We start from the raw sequence: 15,862 nt of genomic DNA on the forward strand, positions 1-15,862 counted from the left end.
TTCCAGAAATCAGGGGCGGGGATTGTATCACCGTTATTGCAGTCGGAAAAACCGTCTACACGACGCCGGAACAAACAGCAGCGCCAGCACCAGAAAATCAGGCAGTTTTTGCATCACCAGAGAACGCAGAATTTCACGTTTTGACTCGCCGGCAATACTGAACAGCTCCGGATAGCCATACCCCAGCGAGGCCGCCCAGAGATAACCGGTGACAATAATTTGCGTCAGGAGAAAGATCCAGCGCGCCAGGTTCCGCCCTTTCACCAGTGAAAATGCGCACCAGATCTCAATAAAGACCAGCAGCAGGCTGGAGAGAAATACCAGCGTCAGGGTCCATGTCTGCACGCTACGATGAATAAACGCCTCTATCCCACCGATCCCCAGCTGATTGAGGATCATCAGCAGATCCACGCCGCGAATCAAAATAATGGCGAACGCCGCCACCTGCACCAGCGCAGGAACGTTAAGACGCGCATGAGATGAACGAGTTTTTGTAAACAGTCCCAACGGAAACGTCTTCCATGAAAACGGCGTCGCACCATCGCGACGCCGATACCAGTATTACCGTAGATTTTAGGGGCTTCAGCTGCGTCTTGCACGCTGGATATCGCGCACCCGCTGCTTTTCTGCGCGCGCCATCAAATACCAGGCGATAAAACCAACAATACCGACCACGCCGAGGATTAAGGTTGCCAGGGCGTTGATTTCCGGGTTCACCCCCATACGCACGCTGGAGAAGACCAGCATCGGCAAGGTGGTGGCTCCAGGGCCGGAAACGAAGCTGGCGATGACCAGATCGTCGAGTGATAAGGTAAACGCCAGCAGCCAGCCGGAGATAACCGCTGGCATGATCATCGGCAGGGTAATGATGAAAAAGACCTTCAGCGGCGGCGCGCCTAAATCCATCGCCGCCTCCTCAATAGAGTGGTCCAGTTCACGCAGTCGCGACGAAATCACCACCGCCACATAGGCGGTACAGAAGGTGACGTGCGCCAGCCAGATGGTCAGCATGCCGCGATCCGACGGCCAGCCGATGGCGTGCCCGAGCGCGACAAACAGCAGCAGCAGCGACAGCCCGGTAATGACATCCGGCATCACCAGCGGCGCGGTAATCATAAAGGCAAAGCCGTTCGAACCACGGAAGCGGCCAAAGCGCACCATCACCACCGCGGCAATGGTGCCCAGAATCGCTGCCGCCGTCGCCGCGCAGGCGGCGATGGTCAGACTCAGCCCGACGGCGCTCATCATCGCATCATCATGGAACAATTCGCTGTACCAGCGTGTCGACCAACCCGCCCACACCGTCACCAGCTTCGAGCTGTTGAATGAGTAAATCACCAGCATTAGCATCGGCGCATACAAAAAGGTAAAGCCGAGCACGAGGATTAAAATTCGCCACGGCGAACGGACTACCGGCAAATCATTCATCCATGATCCCCCATCTGTTTTTGCTGATGTTTGTGGAACCACATAATCGGCACGATCAGCAGAAGTAGCATCACGATAGCCACCGCTGAGGCGACCGGCCAGTCGCGGTTATTAAAGAACTCCTGCCACAGAACGCGCCCGATCATAATGCTGTCCGGACCGCCCAGCAGTTCCGGGATCACGAACTCCCCGACTGCCGGGATAAAGACCAGCATTGAACCGGCGATAATCCCGCCTTTGGTCAACGGGACGATCACCTGGAAGAAGGTCTTCAGCGGCCGGGCACCCAGATCCAGCGACGCCTCCACCAGCGAGTAGTCAATCCGCGTCAGCGCGGTATAGATAGGCAGCACCATAAACGGCAGGTAGGCGTATACAATACCGATATAAACGGCCAGATTGGTATGCAGGATCTCCAGCGGCTGATCGATAACCCCGGTCCACAGCAGGAAATTATTCAGTACGCCGTTGCTTTTCAGCAGGCCCATCCACGCATAAACGCGGATCAGGAATGAGGTCCACGACGGCAGGATCACCAGCAGCAGCAGAATATTGCGCGTGGACGGTTTGCTGTGCGCCACCGCCCATGCCAGCGGATAGCCGAGCAGCAGGCAGCAGAATGTCGAAATCCCCGCCACCTGCAGCGACTGCAGATAGGCTTCGAAATAGAGCGGGTCATCGGTCAGTTGCAGGAAATTGCCGAGGTTCAGCGTCAGCGTGAGCTGACCGTCCGCCCACTCCCACAGATCGGTGTAAGGCGGGATCGCTCTCGCCATCTCCGCCAGGCTGATTTTAAAGACGATCAGGAACGGCAGCAGAAACAGCAGAATCAGCCACAGATAGGGCAGCGCGATCACCAGCTTGCGACCATGCGCCATCTGCAAACGCGTGAGCCATCGGGCAAAACCGCCCGTTTTTTTCACCCCGGCCGGTGGTTCTAATATACTCATCGCCCTCTCCTTACACCGTCAGAACAACGCAGCTGTCGGCATCCCAGCACAAACGCACTTCATCGCCCCAGGTTGGCGTGCCCTTGCGGTGGCGGTGTTCGTTCTGCAACTGAGCGCTGATCATCTGTCCGCTTTGCAACCGTACGTGGTAGATAGACAGGTCGCCGAGGTAGGCGATATGTATCACCTCTCCTGTCGCAAAGTTATAGCCATCCGCCGGCGGCTCATCGCAGAGCATAATTTTTTCCGGGCGCAGAGCGACCCACACCGGTACATTGTCGACGATGGAAGCATCAGGGTCGACTTTCAGCGGGTGCGTCAGCCCCGGCGAGCTCAGTACCAGACCATCTTCCAGGCGATCTTTGACCACCCCTTCAAATACGTTGACCGAGCCGATAAATTCCGCGCTGTAGCGGGTGGTCGGATGCTCGTAGATCTCCTCCGGCTCGCCGATTTGCACGAACTTCCCGCGGTTCATAATGGCGATACGTCCCGCCATGGTCATCGCCTCTTCCTGATCGTGGGTCACCATGACGCAGGTGGCCCCCACGCGCTCGAGGATATCCACCACTTCCAGCTGCATGCGGTCACGGAGCTTTTTATCCAGCGCGCCCATCGGCTCATCAAGCAGCAGCAGTTTTGGTCGTTTCGCCAGGCTACGGGCCAGCGCCACGCGCTGACGCTGGCCGCCGGAAAGCTGATGCGGTTTGCGTTTGGCGAACTCCTGCATATGCACCAGCGCCAGCATCTCCTGCACCCGGCTGGCGATTTCAGCTTTCGGCAGCTTGTCCTGTTTCAGGCCAAAGGCAATGTTCTGCTCCACCGTCATATGGGGGAACAGCGCGTAGGACTGAAACATCATATTGATGGGCCGCTGATAGGGCGGCACGCGCGACAGGTCTACGCCATCGAGCATAATTTGCCCGGCCGTCGGCTCCTCAAAGCCGGCCAGCATGCGCAGCAGCGTCGATTTGCCGCAGCCGGATGCGCCCAGCAGCGCGAAGATTTCACCTTTATAAATCGTGAGGTTGACGTCATCGACGGCGTGCTGCCCGTCGAAAGACTTCGTCAGATTACGGATTTCCAGCAGCGGGGTCAGCGCCTTGGGGGTTTTCGCTTGTGGGCGGGGAATTGCGTCGTTCACTCGGGTGCTCTCCGGCAAAAAACTACCACCGTATGGCCCGGTTGCCATACATTGAACTTTACAGTGCAGGTGCACCATCCTGGTGCATGTATTCGCTGCACTTTTATCCGTTTGTTGCCCGGCCGCATGGCGAAACCAGCTGGCCGGGTCAGACCTTTTCAGGCCCGGTGAACCGGGCCATCAGGTTTTATTTCCCGCTTTTGACTTTCGTCCACGCACGTGTGCGTACGCGGTCGATTTTCGGATCCTGCACCTTCAGGGTGAACAGTTTGGCGAACACATCGGCCGGCGGGTAAATAGCCGGGTTATTACGGATGGCTTCGCTCACCAGCGGCGTGGAGGCTTTGTTGCCGTTAGCGTAGTACACCTTATCGCTGATTTTGGCGATCACTTCCGGGCGCATCAGATAGTTAAGGAACTGATAAGCCTCATCTTTATTTTTCGCATCCGCTGGCATCGCGAAGACATCAAAGAACGCCAGCGCCCCCTCTTTGGGAATAAAGTAGGAGACATTCACGCCATTCTTCGCTTCTTTTGCCCGATTCGCCGCCTGCCAGACATCGCCAGCCCAGCCGATGGCGACGCAAATATCGCCGTTAGCAAGGTCGTTAATGTATTGCGAAGAGTGGAAGTAGCGGATATTCGGCCGCAGTTTCAGCAGCAGATCGGTCGCCGGGCCGGTGTAATCATCGGCTTTTGTGCTGTTCGGGTCTTTGCCCAGATAGTTCAGGACGGTGGCGAAAATCTCTTCCGGCGCATCGAGGAAGGAGACGCCGCAGCTTTTCAGTTTTTCAAGGTTCTCCGGCTTAAGCACCAGATCCCAGCTATTCAGCGGCGCATCTTTACCGAGCACGGCTTTCACTTTATCGACGTTATAGCCGATGCCGGTAGTCGCCCACAGGTACGGCACCGCGTACTTGTTATCCGGGTCGTGTTTGGCGACCAGCTTGAGGACTTCCGGGTCAAGATTCTTCCAGTTTGGCAGCTTGCTCTTGTCCAGCGGCTGGAAGACGCCTGCCGCCAGCTGACGTTCAAGGAAGCTGGCGGACGGGACCACCAGGTCAAAACCGGTGCTGCCCGCCATTAATTTGCCTTCCAGCACTTCGTTGGAATCAAAAACGTCGTACACCACTTTAATGCCGGTCTCTTTTTCAAAATTTGCCACCGTATCCGGCGCAATATAATCAGACCAGTTATAAACATGCAGGGTTTTTTGTTCAGCGGCGAGTGAACCGGCAGAGACGGCCATCAACGCACCCGTAACCAGACCTGTTAACCATTTTTTACCAAAGGCGGTCATATCTCTTTTTCCTTCTCAATGCCCGTTAACAAGCGGGCTTAATATACGCACTTGTCTGCATGCAATAATCATGCATATTTTCTCATTGCCTAAGAAAAGGAGAGAGGTCCTCTCCCGGAATGGTTGCCCGCAACTGGAAGCATCGTCAGAATAACTGTAGCCAGAATAAGAGGCTATAGCCCAGGTAAAATAACGCCTTTTATCAATTTTTTATGCAATAACGGTCTACGTGATAAGCCAAAAGCGGCTGAATGGCGGTGAAAAATTCTTTAACGGAAGGTGAAATGCAGAATAAAATCACGTAATACGCAGCCGCTATGGCAGTGGCTGCGCTATTCATCGACAGGTTTAGTGAAGAAAATGGTGCTGAATATCTTCCGCGACGTACTCTTCTTCTTCGGCTTTATAGAGCACCTGGTTGGCTGCCGCTTCAAGGATAACCATAGAGATCTGCTCTTCGCTCTGGCGGAAGAACCAGCCAAACTGTTCGACGCTAATACCGACGCCGACGGATAGCGCCTGGCACACCACCAGTTTGGGCAGATTATCATCCTGAATATCGAGGAAGGCTTTGACGGTCAACGAACTGGCGTTAATTGCCGAAAGATCCGCGGCAAGCCCGAGCAGCGCCGAAGGCTTCACCTCTGCCAGCGCCGAAAAGAGCACGACGTTATCCACCAGATCGAGCTTCGCATCAAAAATGCCGTCGAAATTCTGCATATGCGGCAGATGCAAGGCCTGGCAGGAATCACACTCAAAGAAGTTGATACCTAACTCATCGAGCCAGTGACGTAGCGTATCCAGACCCGGAACGACCAGTGAATCCATATGACCTGTGACCTCTTACTGTAGAAAAACGACGCCATAGCTTACGCAAAAAACGCAGCGCATACCATGAAAGTGTCGCCCGCGCCGGTTATCCGCCCATTTTCAGACAAAATTCTGGCGTGGCCTGACGCTCAATCCAGGCGATCATGCGCCCGGCAATATCAATTCCGGTAGTGGTTTCAATGCCTTCCAGGCCCGGAGAAGCGTTCACTTCCATCACCAGCGGCCCACGGGTCGCGCGAAGGATATCCACCCCGGCGACATCCAGCCCCAGGGTTTGCGCCGCCCTGATGGCCATCTCACGTTCCTGATCGCTGATCGTGGCCACCGTCGCCACCCCGCCGCGGTGCAGGTTAGAGCGGAAATCACCCTCTTTCGCCCGCCGCTCGATAGCCGCCACCACTTCATTACCCACGACCAGACAGCGCAGATCCCGCCCTTTCGCCTCGGCGATATATTCCTGCACCAGAATATGCGCGTTCAGGCCGCGGAAGGCGTCAATCACGCTCTCTGCCGCCTGGCGGGTCTCCGCCAGCACCACGCCGATGCCCTGGGTCCCCTCCACCAGTTTAACCACCAGCGGCGCGCCGCCAACCATGGCAATCAGGTCGCTGGTGTCGTCCGGGGAGTGCGCAATGCCGGTCAGCGGCAGATCGATCCCCTGGCGCGCCAGCAATTGCAGCGAGCGCAGCTTATCGCGGGCGCGGGTTATCGCCACCGATTCATTGAGCGGATAGCTACCGAGCAGTTCAAACTGACGAAGGGCGGCGGTTCCGTAATAGGTAATCGCGGAACCAATGCGTGGGATCACGGCATCAAAATGCGGGAGCTGACGTCCTTTATAGTGAATCGATGAGGCCACCGGACTCACGTTCATATAGCAGGAAAGCGGATCGAGGATTTCCACCTGGTGGCCGCGTTTTTGCGCGGCTTCGCGCAGGCGACGACAGGAATAAAGCGTTCCATCCCGGGATAATATAGCAATTTTCACCCTGCACCTCTGCAACAAGGCCCGCTCCGGCGGGCCTGCAATATGTTAATTGCGCCACGACCGCCCGGTCCGCCAAATAGCGGGGCGGGAAGCAGGCAGCAGTGTACACGTAATCAGCGCGTTGCCCACCCCTGCTTATGCAGATATTCGAGAATAAACGGGCGACTTTCCTTAATGATGGTACGGCGAATATGGTCGCTCCAGGTATCGCGGCGGGTGTTGCTGCCGCGCGACAGGTAGTATTGCGCCATCTGCTCATCATATTGCGCCAGCACTGCCTCATCCACCGGCTGATACGTATTTTCATGCACCAGCATAGCTGCGGGCATGCGCGGCTTCACGTCCGGATTATCGGCAGGCCATCCCAGGCACAGGCCAAACAGCGGCAGGACGTGCTGCGGCAGCTTCAGCAGTTCGGTCACCCCTTCGATACTATTGCGGATCCCGCCGATATAGACGCCGCCGAGGCCCAGAGATTCGGCGGCGACCAGCGCATTTTGCGCCATCATTGCGGTATCCACCGCCCCCAGCAGCAGCTGTTCGGCGAGCCCCAGCCGGGCATCCGGACAGATTTGCAGCAGACGGTTAAAGTCGGCGCAAAAGACCCAGAACTCCGCCGCGCGCGCAACGTGCTGCTGGCCGCCGCTCATCGTAACCAGCTGCTGACGAAGCTGAGGATCGGTGACGCGAATAATGGAGCTGCATTGTAAAAAGCTTGAGCTCGAGGCCCCCTGCGCGCTGGCGATGATAGCTTCGCGCTGTTCGTCGCCAATCGGCGCATCGGTAAAGTGGCGGATGGAGCGGTGGCTACGCAGCAGATCAATGGTCGGCGTCATCTTGTTTTTCTCTGTCTGATGAAGAAGTGGGTTCTGGAGTGTGGGTCAGCTGTGGCGCGACGATCCTGGCTATTCGCCACATTAATGCTATCGCGGCCGGGAGCATCAGCAGGATCCCGGCGAAGATCATCAGCATCGCCGCCGTCGGGCTGGAAAACGGCGCCGGCAGCTGCAGGTACTGATTGAGCGAGAGCCAGGCGAGGGCCAACAGCACAATCCCGATGACCTCTACCAGCAGAACGCTTTTCGGCAAAACGGCAGGCGATCGCATAGCACTCCTCCAGTCAATGTTTTGCGCGCAGCCTCCTGGCTCATCACGCGCGGCAGACACAGTATAATAATTTAACCACGAAGGCAGTTATCAAACATAGCCTTAAACCATCGAAGAAAAAGGCAGAACCTTCTTTTCCTCGCCGACATAACGCGGCATCATAGCCGCCATTCGCCACCCGGCTGAGATTTAAGGAGAGAAAGTATGTTTACCGTTATTTTTGGTCGTCCTGGTTGCCCGTATTGCGTACGCGCCAAAGAGCTGGCAGAGAAACTGACCAATGAACGCGATGATTTCAACTATCGCTATGTTGATATCCACGCCGAAGGCATCAGCAAGAGCGACCTGGAAAAGACCGTAGGCAAACCGGTTGAGACCGTTCCGCAGATTTTTGTCGATCAAAAACATATCGGCGGCTGCACCGATTTTGAAGCCTGGGCGAAAGAGAATCTCGGTCTGTTTGCCTGAGCCGACTCATTCCTCTGACGAATGATTGCGTCTGGTATCCAGCCAGGCGCAGATAAACAAAAAGCACAGCGCCCCCAGCGCGCACCAGAACACCGCGCTAAACAACCACGCCAGCTGCTGCCAGAAGGTACGCTGAGCCGCAAAAAAAAGCCGCATGATCAGCAGACAGACAGGGGTTGCCAGAATCGCCCCCATCAGAGGTTGGATGACGCGCCGCCCGGGAGAGAGACAGCTGGCGGCCGCGCCGGGCAGCAAAAAGCAGAGCAGTCCCACTTCAGGATGACCGGTAGCCCGAAAGACGTCTTTCATATGCAGTAACAGCAGTAAACACACTACGATAAACAGAAAGAACCCACAGGTAAGACCCACCCAGGCACGCTCATATTTCACAACATCCTCCTGATTCTGCTTCTAACCCACTTAACTTTCGCCCAGTCAGATAAAGCATTCCGGCAATCCATGCCAATTTAGCCCCCACCGGCGTAAAAACGATTGTGACTAGCCGCAGCATCCAGGAAGGATTAAACTACCGGCTCTGTTTTTACTGGTTATAACGGGATGCCAGAACAGGGTTCGGGACAACGCGAACACTGGACCAACCTTAGACCAAATAACCATTTCCTTCAACAACTTACTAGTAAATGAGAAGTTGGCTTTCGTGAATATAAACGTCGCAGATTTGTTAAACGGGAATTACATCCTGTTATTATTCGTTGTACTTGCCCTGGGGCTTTGTCTCGGGAAACTTCGCCTCGGGTCGGTACAACTTGGTAATTCTATTGGCGTTTTAGTGGTTTCATTATTATTAGGTCAGCAGCATTTCAGTATTAACACTGATGCGCTAAATCTGGGCTTTATGCTGTTTATTTTTTGCGTTGGCGTGGAAGCGGGTCCCAACTTTTTTTCTATTTTTTTCCGCGACGGAAAAAACTATCTGATGCTCGCCCTGGTGATGGTCGGCAGCGCGATGCTGCTGGCGATGGGGCTGGGAAAACTGTTCGGCTGGGACATCGGCCTGACCGCCGGGATGCTCGCCGGTGCCATGACCTCAACGCCGGTGCTGGTCGGTGCGGGGGATACGCTTCGCCACTTTGGCTTGCCCAGCGATCGGCTGGCACTCTCCCTCGACCACCTGAGTCTGGGCTACGCCCTGACCTATCTGATTGGTCTCGTCAGTCTGATCGTTGGCGCGCGCTATATGCCGAAGCTGCAGCATCAGGATCTGCAAACCAGCGCCCAGCAAATTGCGCGTGAACGCGGGCTCGATACCGACTCCAAACGTAAAGTCTACCTGCCGGTAATCCGCGCCTATCGCGTCGGCCCGGAGCTGGTCGCCTGGGCTGATGGTAAAAATCTGCGCGAGCTGGGGATTTACCGGCAAACCGGCTGCTACATCGAGCGTATTCGCCGTAACGGCATTCTGGCGAACCCGGATGGCGATGCCGTCCTGCAGATGGGCGATGATATCGCGCTGGTAGGTTACCCGGACGCCCATGCCCGCCTTGATCCCAGCTTCCGTAACGGCAAAGAGGTCTTCGACCGCGACCTGCTGGATATGCGCATCGTCACCGAAGAGATCGTGGTGAAAAACCATAACGCCGTTGGCCGCCGTCTGGCGCAGCTGAAGCTCACCGATCACGGCTGCTTCTTAAACCGTGTCATTCGCAGCCAGATTGAAATGCCTATCGACGATAACGTGGTGCTCAACAAAGGCGACGTATTACAGGTCAGCGGCGATGCGCGACGCGTGAAAACCGTTGCCGACCGCATCGGCTTTATCTCCATTCACAGCCAGGTGACCGACCTGCTCGCCTTCTGCGCCTTCTTTATCGTCGGCCTGATGATCGGCATGATCACCTTCCAGTTTAGCTCTTTCAGCTTTGGTATCGGTAACGCGGCGGGGCTGCTGTTTGCCGGGATCATGCTCGGTTTCCTGCGCGCCAACCATCCGACCTTCGGCTACATTCCGCAGGGCGCGCTGAATATGGTGAAAGAGTTCGGCCTGATGGTGTTTATGGCCGGGGTCGGTCTGAGCGCCGGCGCCGGGATTGGTCACGGCCTGGGCACCATCGGCGGCCAGATGCTGGCGGCGGGTCTTATCGTCAGCCTGGTGCCGGTGGTGATTTGCTTCTTGTTTGGCGCCTATGTGCTGCGCATGAACCGCGCGATGTTGTTTGGCGCCATGATGGGGGCGCGTACCTGTGCCCCGGCAATGGAAATCATCAGCGACACCGCGCGCAGCAACATTCCGGCGCTGGGCTACGCGGGTACGTATGCGATTGCCAACGTGCTGCTGACTCTCGCGGGGACGCTGATTGTCATCATCTGGCCAGGGCTACAGTAAATATTTAAGAAAAAATGGGACAGAGGCAGAACTTTTCTCTTGGCCGTCAGTCATAAGTAGTGCCACTGCTTTTCTTTGATGTCCCCATTTTGTGGAGCCCATCAACCCCGCCATTTTGGTTCAAGGTTGATGGGTTTTTTGTTGCCTGAATTTTACAGCCTTTAAAATCATTGAGTTACAAACCCTCTTTTTAAGTCATGGCGACAAAGTGGCGACAGCCTCAAAGAGCCATCGCAGCCTGGCCTGAATTTGTGGGATGAGGCTGCACAGGATGGGCCTCTTTAGGTGTAGAAATTGAGCGAACAAAAGTCTCATGCGTTACGAACGTATGGCTGCAGTTGATATTCTGGCACTGGTTGTAACGTTCTTTGGTCATTGAAGAGACCTGGAAAATGGGTAAATCATCATTTTTCACTTCCAGTTCAATGTTAGTCGTAAATCCGCTATCCAGGTTGACCGTGTGCGTTAACGTTGTGATGGTCCAGTTGACACCCTCAATAGGTTGCTTAAAGCCGCTGACCTTAACGGGCATTTCCGCATAGGGAAAAGTTGTCATCAGAATAAACAAGGGAGTTAGAAGTTTGATTAGTGTCATCTCTGATACAAAATCAGCGAAGTCCTCTCCTCTCGCAACACTATGAATAGACGGAAAATAAAAAACACTCAACCCTGCTTTCTAATCTATATTTTAAATGTATAGCAATGAAATTCATTTCCATATGCAGGGGGGTATATGAATAAAGTCGGAATTATGATTGCAGCATTAATAATTTCAGGCTGCACAGTAAAACCAGAGGTAACTTACAAAAAAATAGACTCATCAAATCCTCCTATTGATACAACCTTGACAGATAGTTTTTATCTAGCTTCATCCATCATCGAAATTCAACCAACAACCGAAAAGATAAAACTTAACGACGGCAAGGATACATCAGTCTCTAAATATAAAGTTATTGTAACTCAAACTGACTATCCTGACTTTAAAGTTGGAATTATTTCAAATGATGGCTTCTTTACAAAAACAAGAGTGTCCATTTCAAAAATAGACAATACAGATAGAGTCAAAGAAATTGGTCTTGAAACAACTGACAACAGAGTTCAGACCATAAAAGATATTTCGTCCGTTGTTGTCGCACTTGTTCCATTCGTAGGCTTAATGAGCAACGATAATAAATCACCCACTTACACGAATAAGATTTCCGTAGCGGAAATGATCGAGCATTTCAAAAATACTACAGAATCATCTTCAATCATCGTACTTGATAAAATAACAAAAGCAACAATAAAATTAGGGAAGCAACCATTAGATTCAATACCTATTGATGAATTCAGTAAGCCAGATGTTCGAGATAGTTTAAAAAATTCTTTTATATACTCATCCTGCACTAACATCGACATTGAGGTCGAAACCAAACGTAAAGATGGAGAGCCTATCAAGCAGGAATTTACAACAAGAGTTAGCGACCCAAGATATATTCAATACGTTGCATTTCCTTATAAAGGAAAGATCATCACACACGATCAATGCGGAGTATCTGTCACGACAGAGACATCAAATCCATCGTCAGATGCAGCAGTCATTGCAGCTTTATTAACTGAAGTGAAGAACATTAAAACAGAAATTGATAAAAACAAAAAGAATCCCTAACCAAAATCAACCCAAGAGACTATTCACATGCAAACATCTTATCTTATTTATTATGAAGCTTTCGATTCGAATGGGAATTTAGTTCTGGATGGTAATTCATATCATGATGTAGACACATCAACTGTTAACTCAATAGGAAAATACATACTACAACATGTTTACCCCATACTTTTAAGTGATATTAAAGGTATTACACCTAGTGCAAGTCGAATTGTGCTAAAAGGTGTATTTAAGCTCTAATAATTTTCATTGTGGGGGGAGCTAATCCCCCTTTCCTTTAATAACTCAACTCTATGGTATATCTACATAATACTGCTAATTGGAAGCTAACCAATGGAGCAATTGCTCACGAATAATGCTCTCTGTTTCACCATCCCCCCCAGCAACCGCCGCTCCGGGTAATGCGCTTCCACCCCTTCCGGCTGACACGATCACGCAGACCATAGTGATGAACGCGGGTAATACGCTCCACTCTTCCCTCAAATTCGACACTGGCAGAGTCCGGCTGAAGATTGCTTTCAGGTATTTTGTGGTACGGAGTTTGGTAAACATCTGCCGCCGGATACTGTAAGTACACCGGTTTTAGTGCCACGCACTTTTGAGAGTTCCGGGCTTTCCGCCATCAGTCGGTACGCTTCCGGCGTCAGGTTGTTCAGGGATTCATGAGGTCGCTCGCTGTTATATTCCGTCAGCCAGTGTTCTGTAATTTCCCGGGCTTCATTCAGAGTTCTGAACAGATAAAAATCCAGGATTTCTGTCCGGTACGTCCGGTTAAAGCATTAGATAAACGCATTCTGCGTCGGCTTACCTGTATTGGAATGCTAAAGGTTACAACTTTGATGCTAATTATATGACAGATTTCATGATGGATATGGAAGCTAAGAATAGAGGTGTCCATTAATCACGAAAAGTGGCGACAGCGGTTGGCAATACCTCGTAATCGTCACTTCTCACCACCAAACTAACTTATTGATTATCCTACAAGTCGTTGTTTTTACTAACCCATTTACATAAATGGTTTTTTGTTGCCTGAATTTTATGATCTTTAAAATTATTCGGTTACAACCGCCAGGCGGTACCATTGGCGATAGCCCGGCGACCGCCGCCACCTCAGCCAGGCATCTTCCCTGGACCTGTTCCTCACCCCACCATTTCTGTTGTCCCAGACCTCATGGATGCGTTGCCCTCCCCTGAACCCGCTGGTGATGTACACTGATACGCCGGGTGAAGCGCCGAGTTGCACACGTCATCAGCAAAGAACAGGGCGATCCGCTCGCGACGCCTCCCGCTTGCCCCGCCAGTCAAATCATACCCATAAGGAATGTTCACCACAGGAGATGTTGATGCCCGCTTTCCAACCTGATGTTATTTCTGAGTTCTCCGGCGCGCCGCTGAGCACAACTGTCGCTGCCCTGACCGTTCTCGCCTTTCTGTTCCAGCCATTGCGAAAAGCCGTCAATGGGATTTTCAAATATAAAAAAGGCCACGGCAGCGTATTAAAGAATGCGGGGGTGCCCCCCTTCATTTTGAACTTCTTTGCCATCTCCATCCCATTGAAAAAATTGCCCTCGACAGGCTGGCCCGAGAAATTAATCACCCTCTTGTTCTCAGCTCTTTTTGCATGGTCTTTGTGGTATTTTGTCCCACCGCTTGTGCAAACCTTTACCACCCCGCCAGACACGACACTGTTGATTTGGAAAAAGTCAGGCGATCGCTTTTACATCTCCAGAACAGCAGCCACGGAGGCTACGCTGCTGACGCCCCCTCGCTGGACCGTCACAGCCAACGACTGTCAGGCCAATAAAGCCCCGACGAAAAACACCGCCAGCGTCCTGGATCGCGAATATCGTGACGATCTTTGCCGCTTGCTGACAACAGCCGAAGGCAAGGAGTATTTAGAAGAATCAATTAAAAACTTCGGAAAAGATAAAATCTTCACTTACTCATCCATTTTTATTATTGAATTTATGCTGCTATGGCTGCTGTTGGGATTCATGTTAATGATTCACTACACCAATAAAGTCAGGCACTTTATTTTGCTTGAACAACAAAAAGCGATTCATTGCGTCCAGGGCAACTTCGCGGCGACAGGTATCTACGCCATCTATCAGGAGCTGGAGGAGAGAGACGCTCGCAGACCCCGGCGGTAACTGCATGCTCCGTCGCATTGGCATCCTTCCGGTTATTGCTCATACCTTGACCAGCTCAGTCCGTTGAGAGGTAAAGGCGATGCTGATGAAAGATAAAGTTGCCGTCATCTTCGGCGGTAGCGGTGCGATAGGCTCCGCCGTGGCGCATGCTATGGCGCGCGAGGGGGCGCGAGTCTACCTCGGCGCGCGCGATCGGAAGACGCTGGGTCGGGTGGCGGATGACATTCGTGCCGCGGGCGGTAGGGCCGAAACCTTTGTCGTTGATGTCCTCGATGAGCGATCGACCGGCGAGCGGATAGCGCAGTTGACGCAGCACAGCGGCGGGCTCGACATCGACATCAATGCTACCGGCTTCGTCCATAATCAAGGCAAGGAGATCACGACGCTCTCCCTCGCCGAGTTTATGCAGGGCATCACCCCGTTCCTGGCGGCCCAGTTCAACCTGGCGAAAGCCGTTATCCCCCATATGGGCGGCGCTCGCCCGGGCGCCATTATCACCGTCGTGGCTCCGGCGGCAACAATGGCCATGCCGGGCCACCTGGGCCATATCGTCGGTTGTGCGGGTAGCGAAGCCTTTATCAAAGCGCTCGCCAGCGAACTGGGGCCGAAGAATATCCGCGTCCTCGGCGTGCGCTCGCACGCCATTACCGGCGCGGTTGAGGCCGGCTCTTACACCGCGGAAGTCTTTGCTGCAAAAGCGCAGGCGATGGGATTGACGGTCGAACAGTGGGTTGGCGGTGCGGCACACAGCACCATGCTCAAACGTTTGCCGACGCTGGCACAGGTGGCGGATGTCATCACCTTTCTGGCATCCGATCGTGCCGACGCCATGACGGCAACGATGGTGAATATGACGGCCGGTGCCACTACCGGCGGATAGCCCTCGGATCTCGCAATACCTCGGCGTAGAGCGCTTTATCTGGCTATTGCCCCTCTCCGGCCAGCCGTCCGACCATCAGGCGGATAGCCTGCTTTGAGAACGGCGCGCTATCGGTGACAAAATGCAGGGTCATTCCCTCGATAAATGCATCCAGCCCGCGAGCCGTCTCCGGTTCAAACCACTGCTCCAGGGTTTGCTGGCTGCGCTGCATCCAGTGCTGCATCACCGCCTTCAGCGCCGGCTGGCTGCTGCAAAACGCATACAGCTGATACATCAACTCCATATTTCGCGCGGTCGTCACCTGGGCGCTGAAGATCAGCTCGGCAATGGCATCGCAGGCCTCTTCACGGCTGCGGACCGCGGTAAAAAACTGCTGGTACTGCGCGGACATATCGCGGGTAAAAATGCGAAACGCCTCTTCTATCAGCGCGTCAATGCCGCTGAAATAGTAGGTCAGCGAGCCTAGCGGAACCTCCGCGCAGCTGGCAATTTTACGATGGGTGACCGCGTGGATCCCGTGGGCGGCAATGGTATCCAGCGTCGCCTGCAAAATGCGCTCCCGGCGCTGCGGATCGTTCGGTCGACGGGCCATATCTTTCCTCTTAGTCGCTGTCATGCACATGC

The 15,862-nt window shown here is 53.5% G+C and carries 17 protein-coding genes and 3 pseudogenes; 5 read left to right on the forward strand and 15 right to left on the reverse strand.

All coding sequences use genetic code 11. The features are described 5' to 3' along the window. Positions 1–33: 33 nt before the first annotated feature. The 9 genes from CWM52_RS10170 to CWM52_RS10210 all read right to left on the reverse strand — a co-directional run bounded on the left by CWM52_RS10170 (position 34) and on the right by CWM52_RS10210 (position 7,748). Entirely contained in the window at positions 34–507 is a 474-nt protein-coding gene (locus tag CWM52_RS10170) for a YbjO family protein (RefSeq protein ID WP_100683993.1), read from the reverse strand. 75 nt (positions 508–582) lie between these two features. Further along, complete coding sequence (gene potI, locus CWM52_RS10175; RefSeq protein WP_100683994.1) at positions 583–1,428, reverse strand: putrescine ABC transporter permease PotI; 846 nt, start codon at positions 1,426–1,428, stop codon at positions 583–585. Then, positions 1,425–2,378, reverse strand: coding sequence for a putrescine ABC transporter permease PotH (gene potH / locus CWM52_RS10180; protein WP_100683995.1), 954 nt, complete (start codon positions 2,376–2,378; stop codon positions 1,425–1,427). Before potH ends, potI begins: the two co-directional genes overlap by 4 nt. Before the next feature lie 10 nt (positions 2,379–2,388). Further along, positions 2,389–3,522, reverse strand: a complete 1,134-nt coding sequence (gene potG / locus CWM52_RS10185) for a putrescine ABC transporter ATP-binding subunit PotG (protein ID WP_100683996.1) — start codon at positions 3,520–3,522, stop codon at positions 2,389–2,391. Between the two features lie 187 nt (positions 3,523–3,709). Then, positions 3,710–4,822: a spermidine/putrescine ABC transporter substrate-binding protein PotF gene (potF, locus tag CWM52_RS10190; RefSeq protein WP_100683997.1), complete on the reverse strand. Its 1,113-nt coding sequence runs from the start codon at positions 4,820–4,822 to the stop codon at positions 3,710–3,712. A 348-nt stretch (positions 4,823–5,170) separates the two neighbouring features. Further along, positions 5,171–5,650, reverse strand: a complete 480-nt coding sequence (locus tag CWM52_RS10195) for a YbjN domain-containing protein (protein WP_100683998.1) — start codon at positions 5,648–5,650, stop codon at positions 5,171–5,173. A gap of 88 nt (positions 5,651–5,738) precedes the next feature. Next, complete coding sequence (rimK, locus tag CWM52_RS10200) at positions 5,739–6,641, reverse strand: 30S ribosomal protein S6--L-glutamate ligase (protein ID WP_100683999.1); 903 nt, start codon at positions 6,639–6,641, stop codon at positions 5,739–5,741. Between the two features lie 113 nt (positions 6,642–6,754). Next, on the reverse strand, positions 6,755–7,477 hold the full coding sequence (nfsA, locus tag CWM52_RS10205) for an oxygen-insensitive NADPH nitroreductase (protein ID WP_100684000.1): 723 nt from the start codon (positions 7,475–7,477) through the stop codon (positions 6,755–6,757). Then, entirely contained in the window at positions 7,461–7,748 is a 288-nt protein-coding gene (locus CWM52_RS10210; RefSeq protein ID WP_100684001.1) for a YbjC family protein, read from the reverse strand. Before CWM52_RS10210 ends, nfsA begins: the two co-directional genes overlap by 17 nt. A 204-nt stretch (positions 7,749–7,952) precedes the next feature. Here CWM52_RS10210 and CWM52_RS10215 point away from each other — a divergent pair, with 204 nt between their 5' ends. Beyond that, positions 7,953–8,216, forward strand: a complete 264-nt coding sequence (locus tag CWM52_RS10215) for a GrxA family glutaredoxin (RefSeq protein ID WP_004859945.1) — start codon at positions 7,953–7,955, stop codon at positions 8,214–8,216. A 6-nt stretch (positions 8,217–8,222) separates the two neighbouring features. Here CWM52_RS10215 and CWM52_RS10220 read toward each other — a convergent pair whose 3' ends face one another. Beyond that, on the reverse strand, positions 8,223–8,606 hold the full coding sequence (locus CWM52_RS10220) for an inner membrane protein YbjM (RefSeq protein WP_100684002.1): 384 nt from the start codon (positions 8,604–8,606) through the stop codon (positions 8,223–8,225). A 268-nt stretch (positions 8,607–8,874) separates the two neighbouring features. Between CWM52_RS10220 and CWM52_RS10225 the strand changes: the two genes are divergently transcribed. Further along, positions 8,875–10,560 carry an aspartate:alanine antiporter gene (locus tag CWM52_RS10225; RefSeq protein WP_100684090.1) on the forward strand — a complete coding sequence of 562 codons (1,686 nt, stop codon included), beginning with the start codon at positions 8,875–8,877 and terminating at the stop codon, positions 10,558–10,560. 220 nt (positions 10,561–10,780) lie between these two features. Here the strand turns inward: CWM52_RS10225 and CWM52_RS10230 are convergent, their stop codons facing one another. Together CWM52_RS10230 and CWM52_RS26760 are read right to left on the reverse strand one after the other, a co-directional pair. Then, positions 10,781–10,975: an ogr/Delta-like zinc finger family protein gene (locus tag CWM52_RS10230; RefSeq protein WP_227521281.1), complete on the reverse strand. Its 195-nt coding sequence runs from the start codon at positions 10,973–10,975 to the stop codon at positions 10,781–10,783. After that, positions 10,952–11,101, reverse strand: a pseudogene (locus CWM52_RS26760) (phage late control D family protein); the annotation flags it as partial. The pseudogene CWM52_RS26760 and the gene CWM52_RS10230, both read right to left, overlap by 24 nt. Before the next feature lie 192 nt (positions 11,102–11,293). Between CWM52_RS26760 and CWM52_RS10235 the strand changes: the two are divergent. After that, entirely contained in the window at positions 11,294–12,208 is a 915-nt protein-coding gene (locus CWM52_RS10235; protein WP_100684003.1) for a hypothetical protein, read from the forward strand. 315 nt (positions 12,209–12,523) lie between these two features. On the opposite strand, the pseudogene CWM52_RS10240 reads toward CWM52_RS10235, so the two are convergent. Together CWM52_RS10240 and CWM52_RS10245 are read right to left on the reverse strand one after the other, a co-directional pair. Continuing rightward, positions 12,524–12,772: pseudogene (locus CWM52_RS10240) on the reverse strand (phage virion morphogenesis protein); the annotation flags it as partial. A 65-nt stretch (positions 12,773–12,837) separates the two neighbouring features. Next, a pseudogene (locus CWM52_RS10245) lies at positions 12,838–13,017 on the reverse strand (integrase core domain-containing protein); the annotation flags it as partial. A 534-nt stretch (positions 13,018–13,551) separates the two neighbouring features. On the opposite strand from CWM52_RS10245, the gene CWM52_RS10250 reads away from it, so the two are divergent. Both CWM52_RS10250 and CWM52_RS10255 read left to right on the forward strand, forming a co-directional pair. Continuing rightward, positions 13,552–14,358 (forward strand): DUF6216 family protein, encoded by an 807-nt coding sequence (locus CWM52_RS10250; RefSeq protein ID WP_100684004.1) that lies wholly within the window; start codon positions 13,552–13,554, stop codon positions 14,356–14,358. 79 nt (positions 14,359–14,437) lie between these two features. After that, positions 14,438–15,238 carry an SDR family NAD(P)-dependent oxidoreductase gene (locus CWM52_RS10255; protein WP_100684005.1) on the forward strand — a complete coding sequence of 267 codons (801 nt, stop codon included), beginning with the start codon at positions 14,438–14,440 and terminating at the stop codon, positions 15,236–15,238. A gap of 43 nt (positions 15,239–15,281) precedes the next feature. On the opposite strand, the gene CWM52_RS10260 is transcribed toward CWM52_RS10255, so the two are convergent. Beyond that, entirely contained in the window at positions 15,282–15,830 is a 549-nt protein-coding gene (locus CWM52_RS10260; RefSeq protein ID WP_100684006.1) for a TetR/AcrR family transcriptional regulator, read from the reverse strand. Between the last annotated feature and the right edge of the window lie 32 nt (positions 15,831–15,862).

The sequence above is a fragment of the Raoultella sp. T31 genome (genome assembly GCF_002806725.1).
Taxonomy (GTDB): Bacteria; Pseudomonadota; Gammaproteobacteria; order Enterobacterales; family Enterobacteriaceae; genus Klebsiella; species Klebsiella electrica.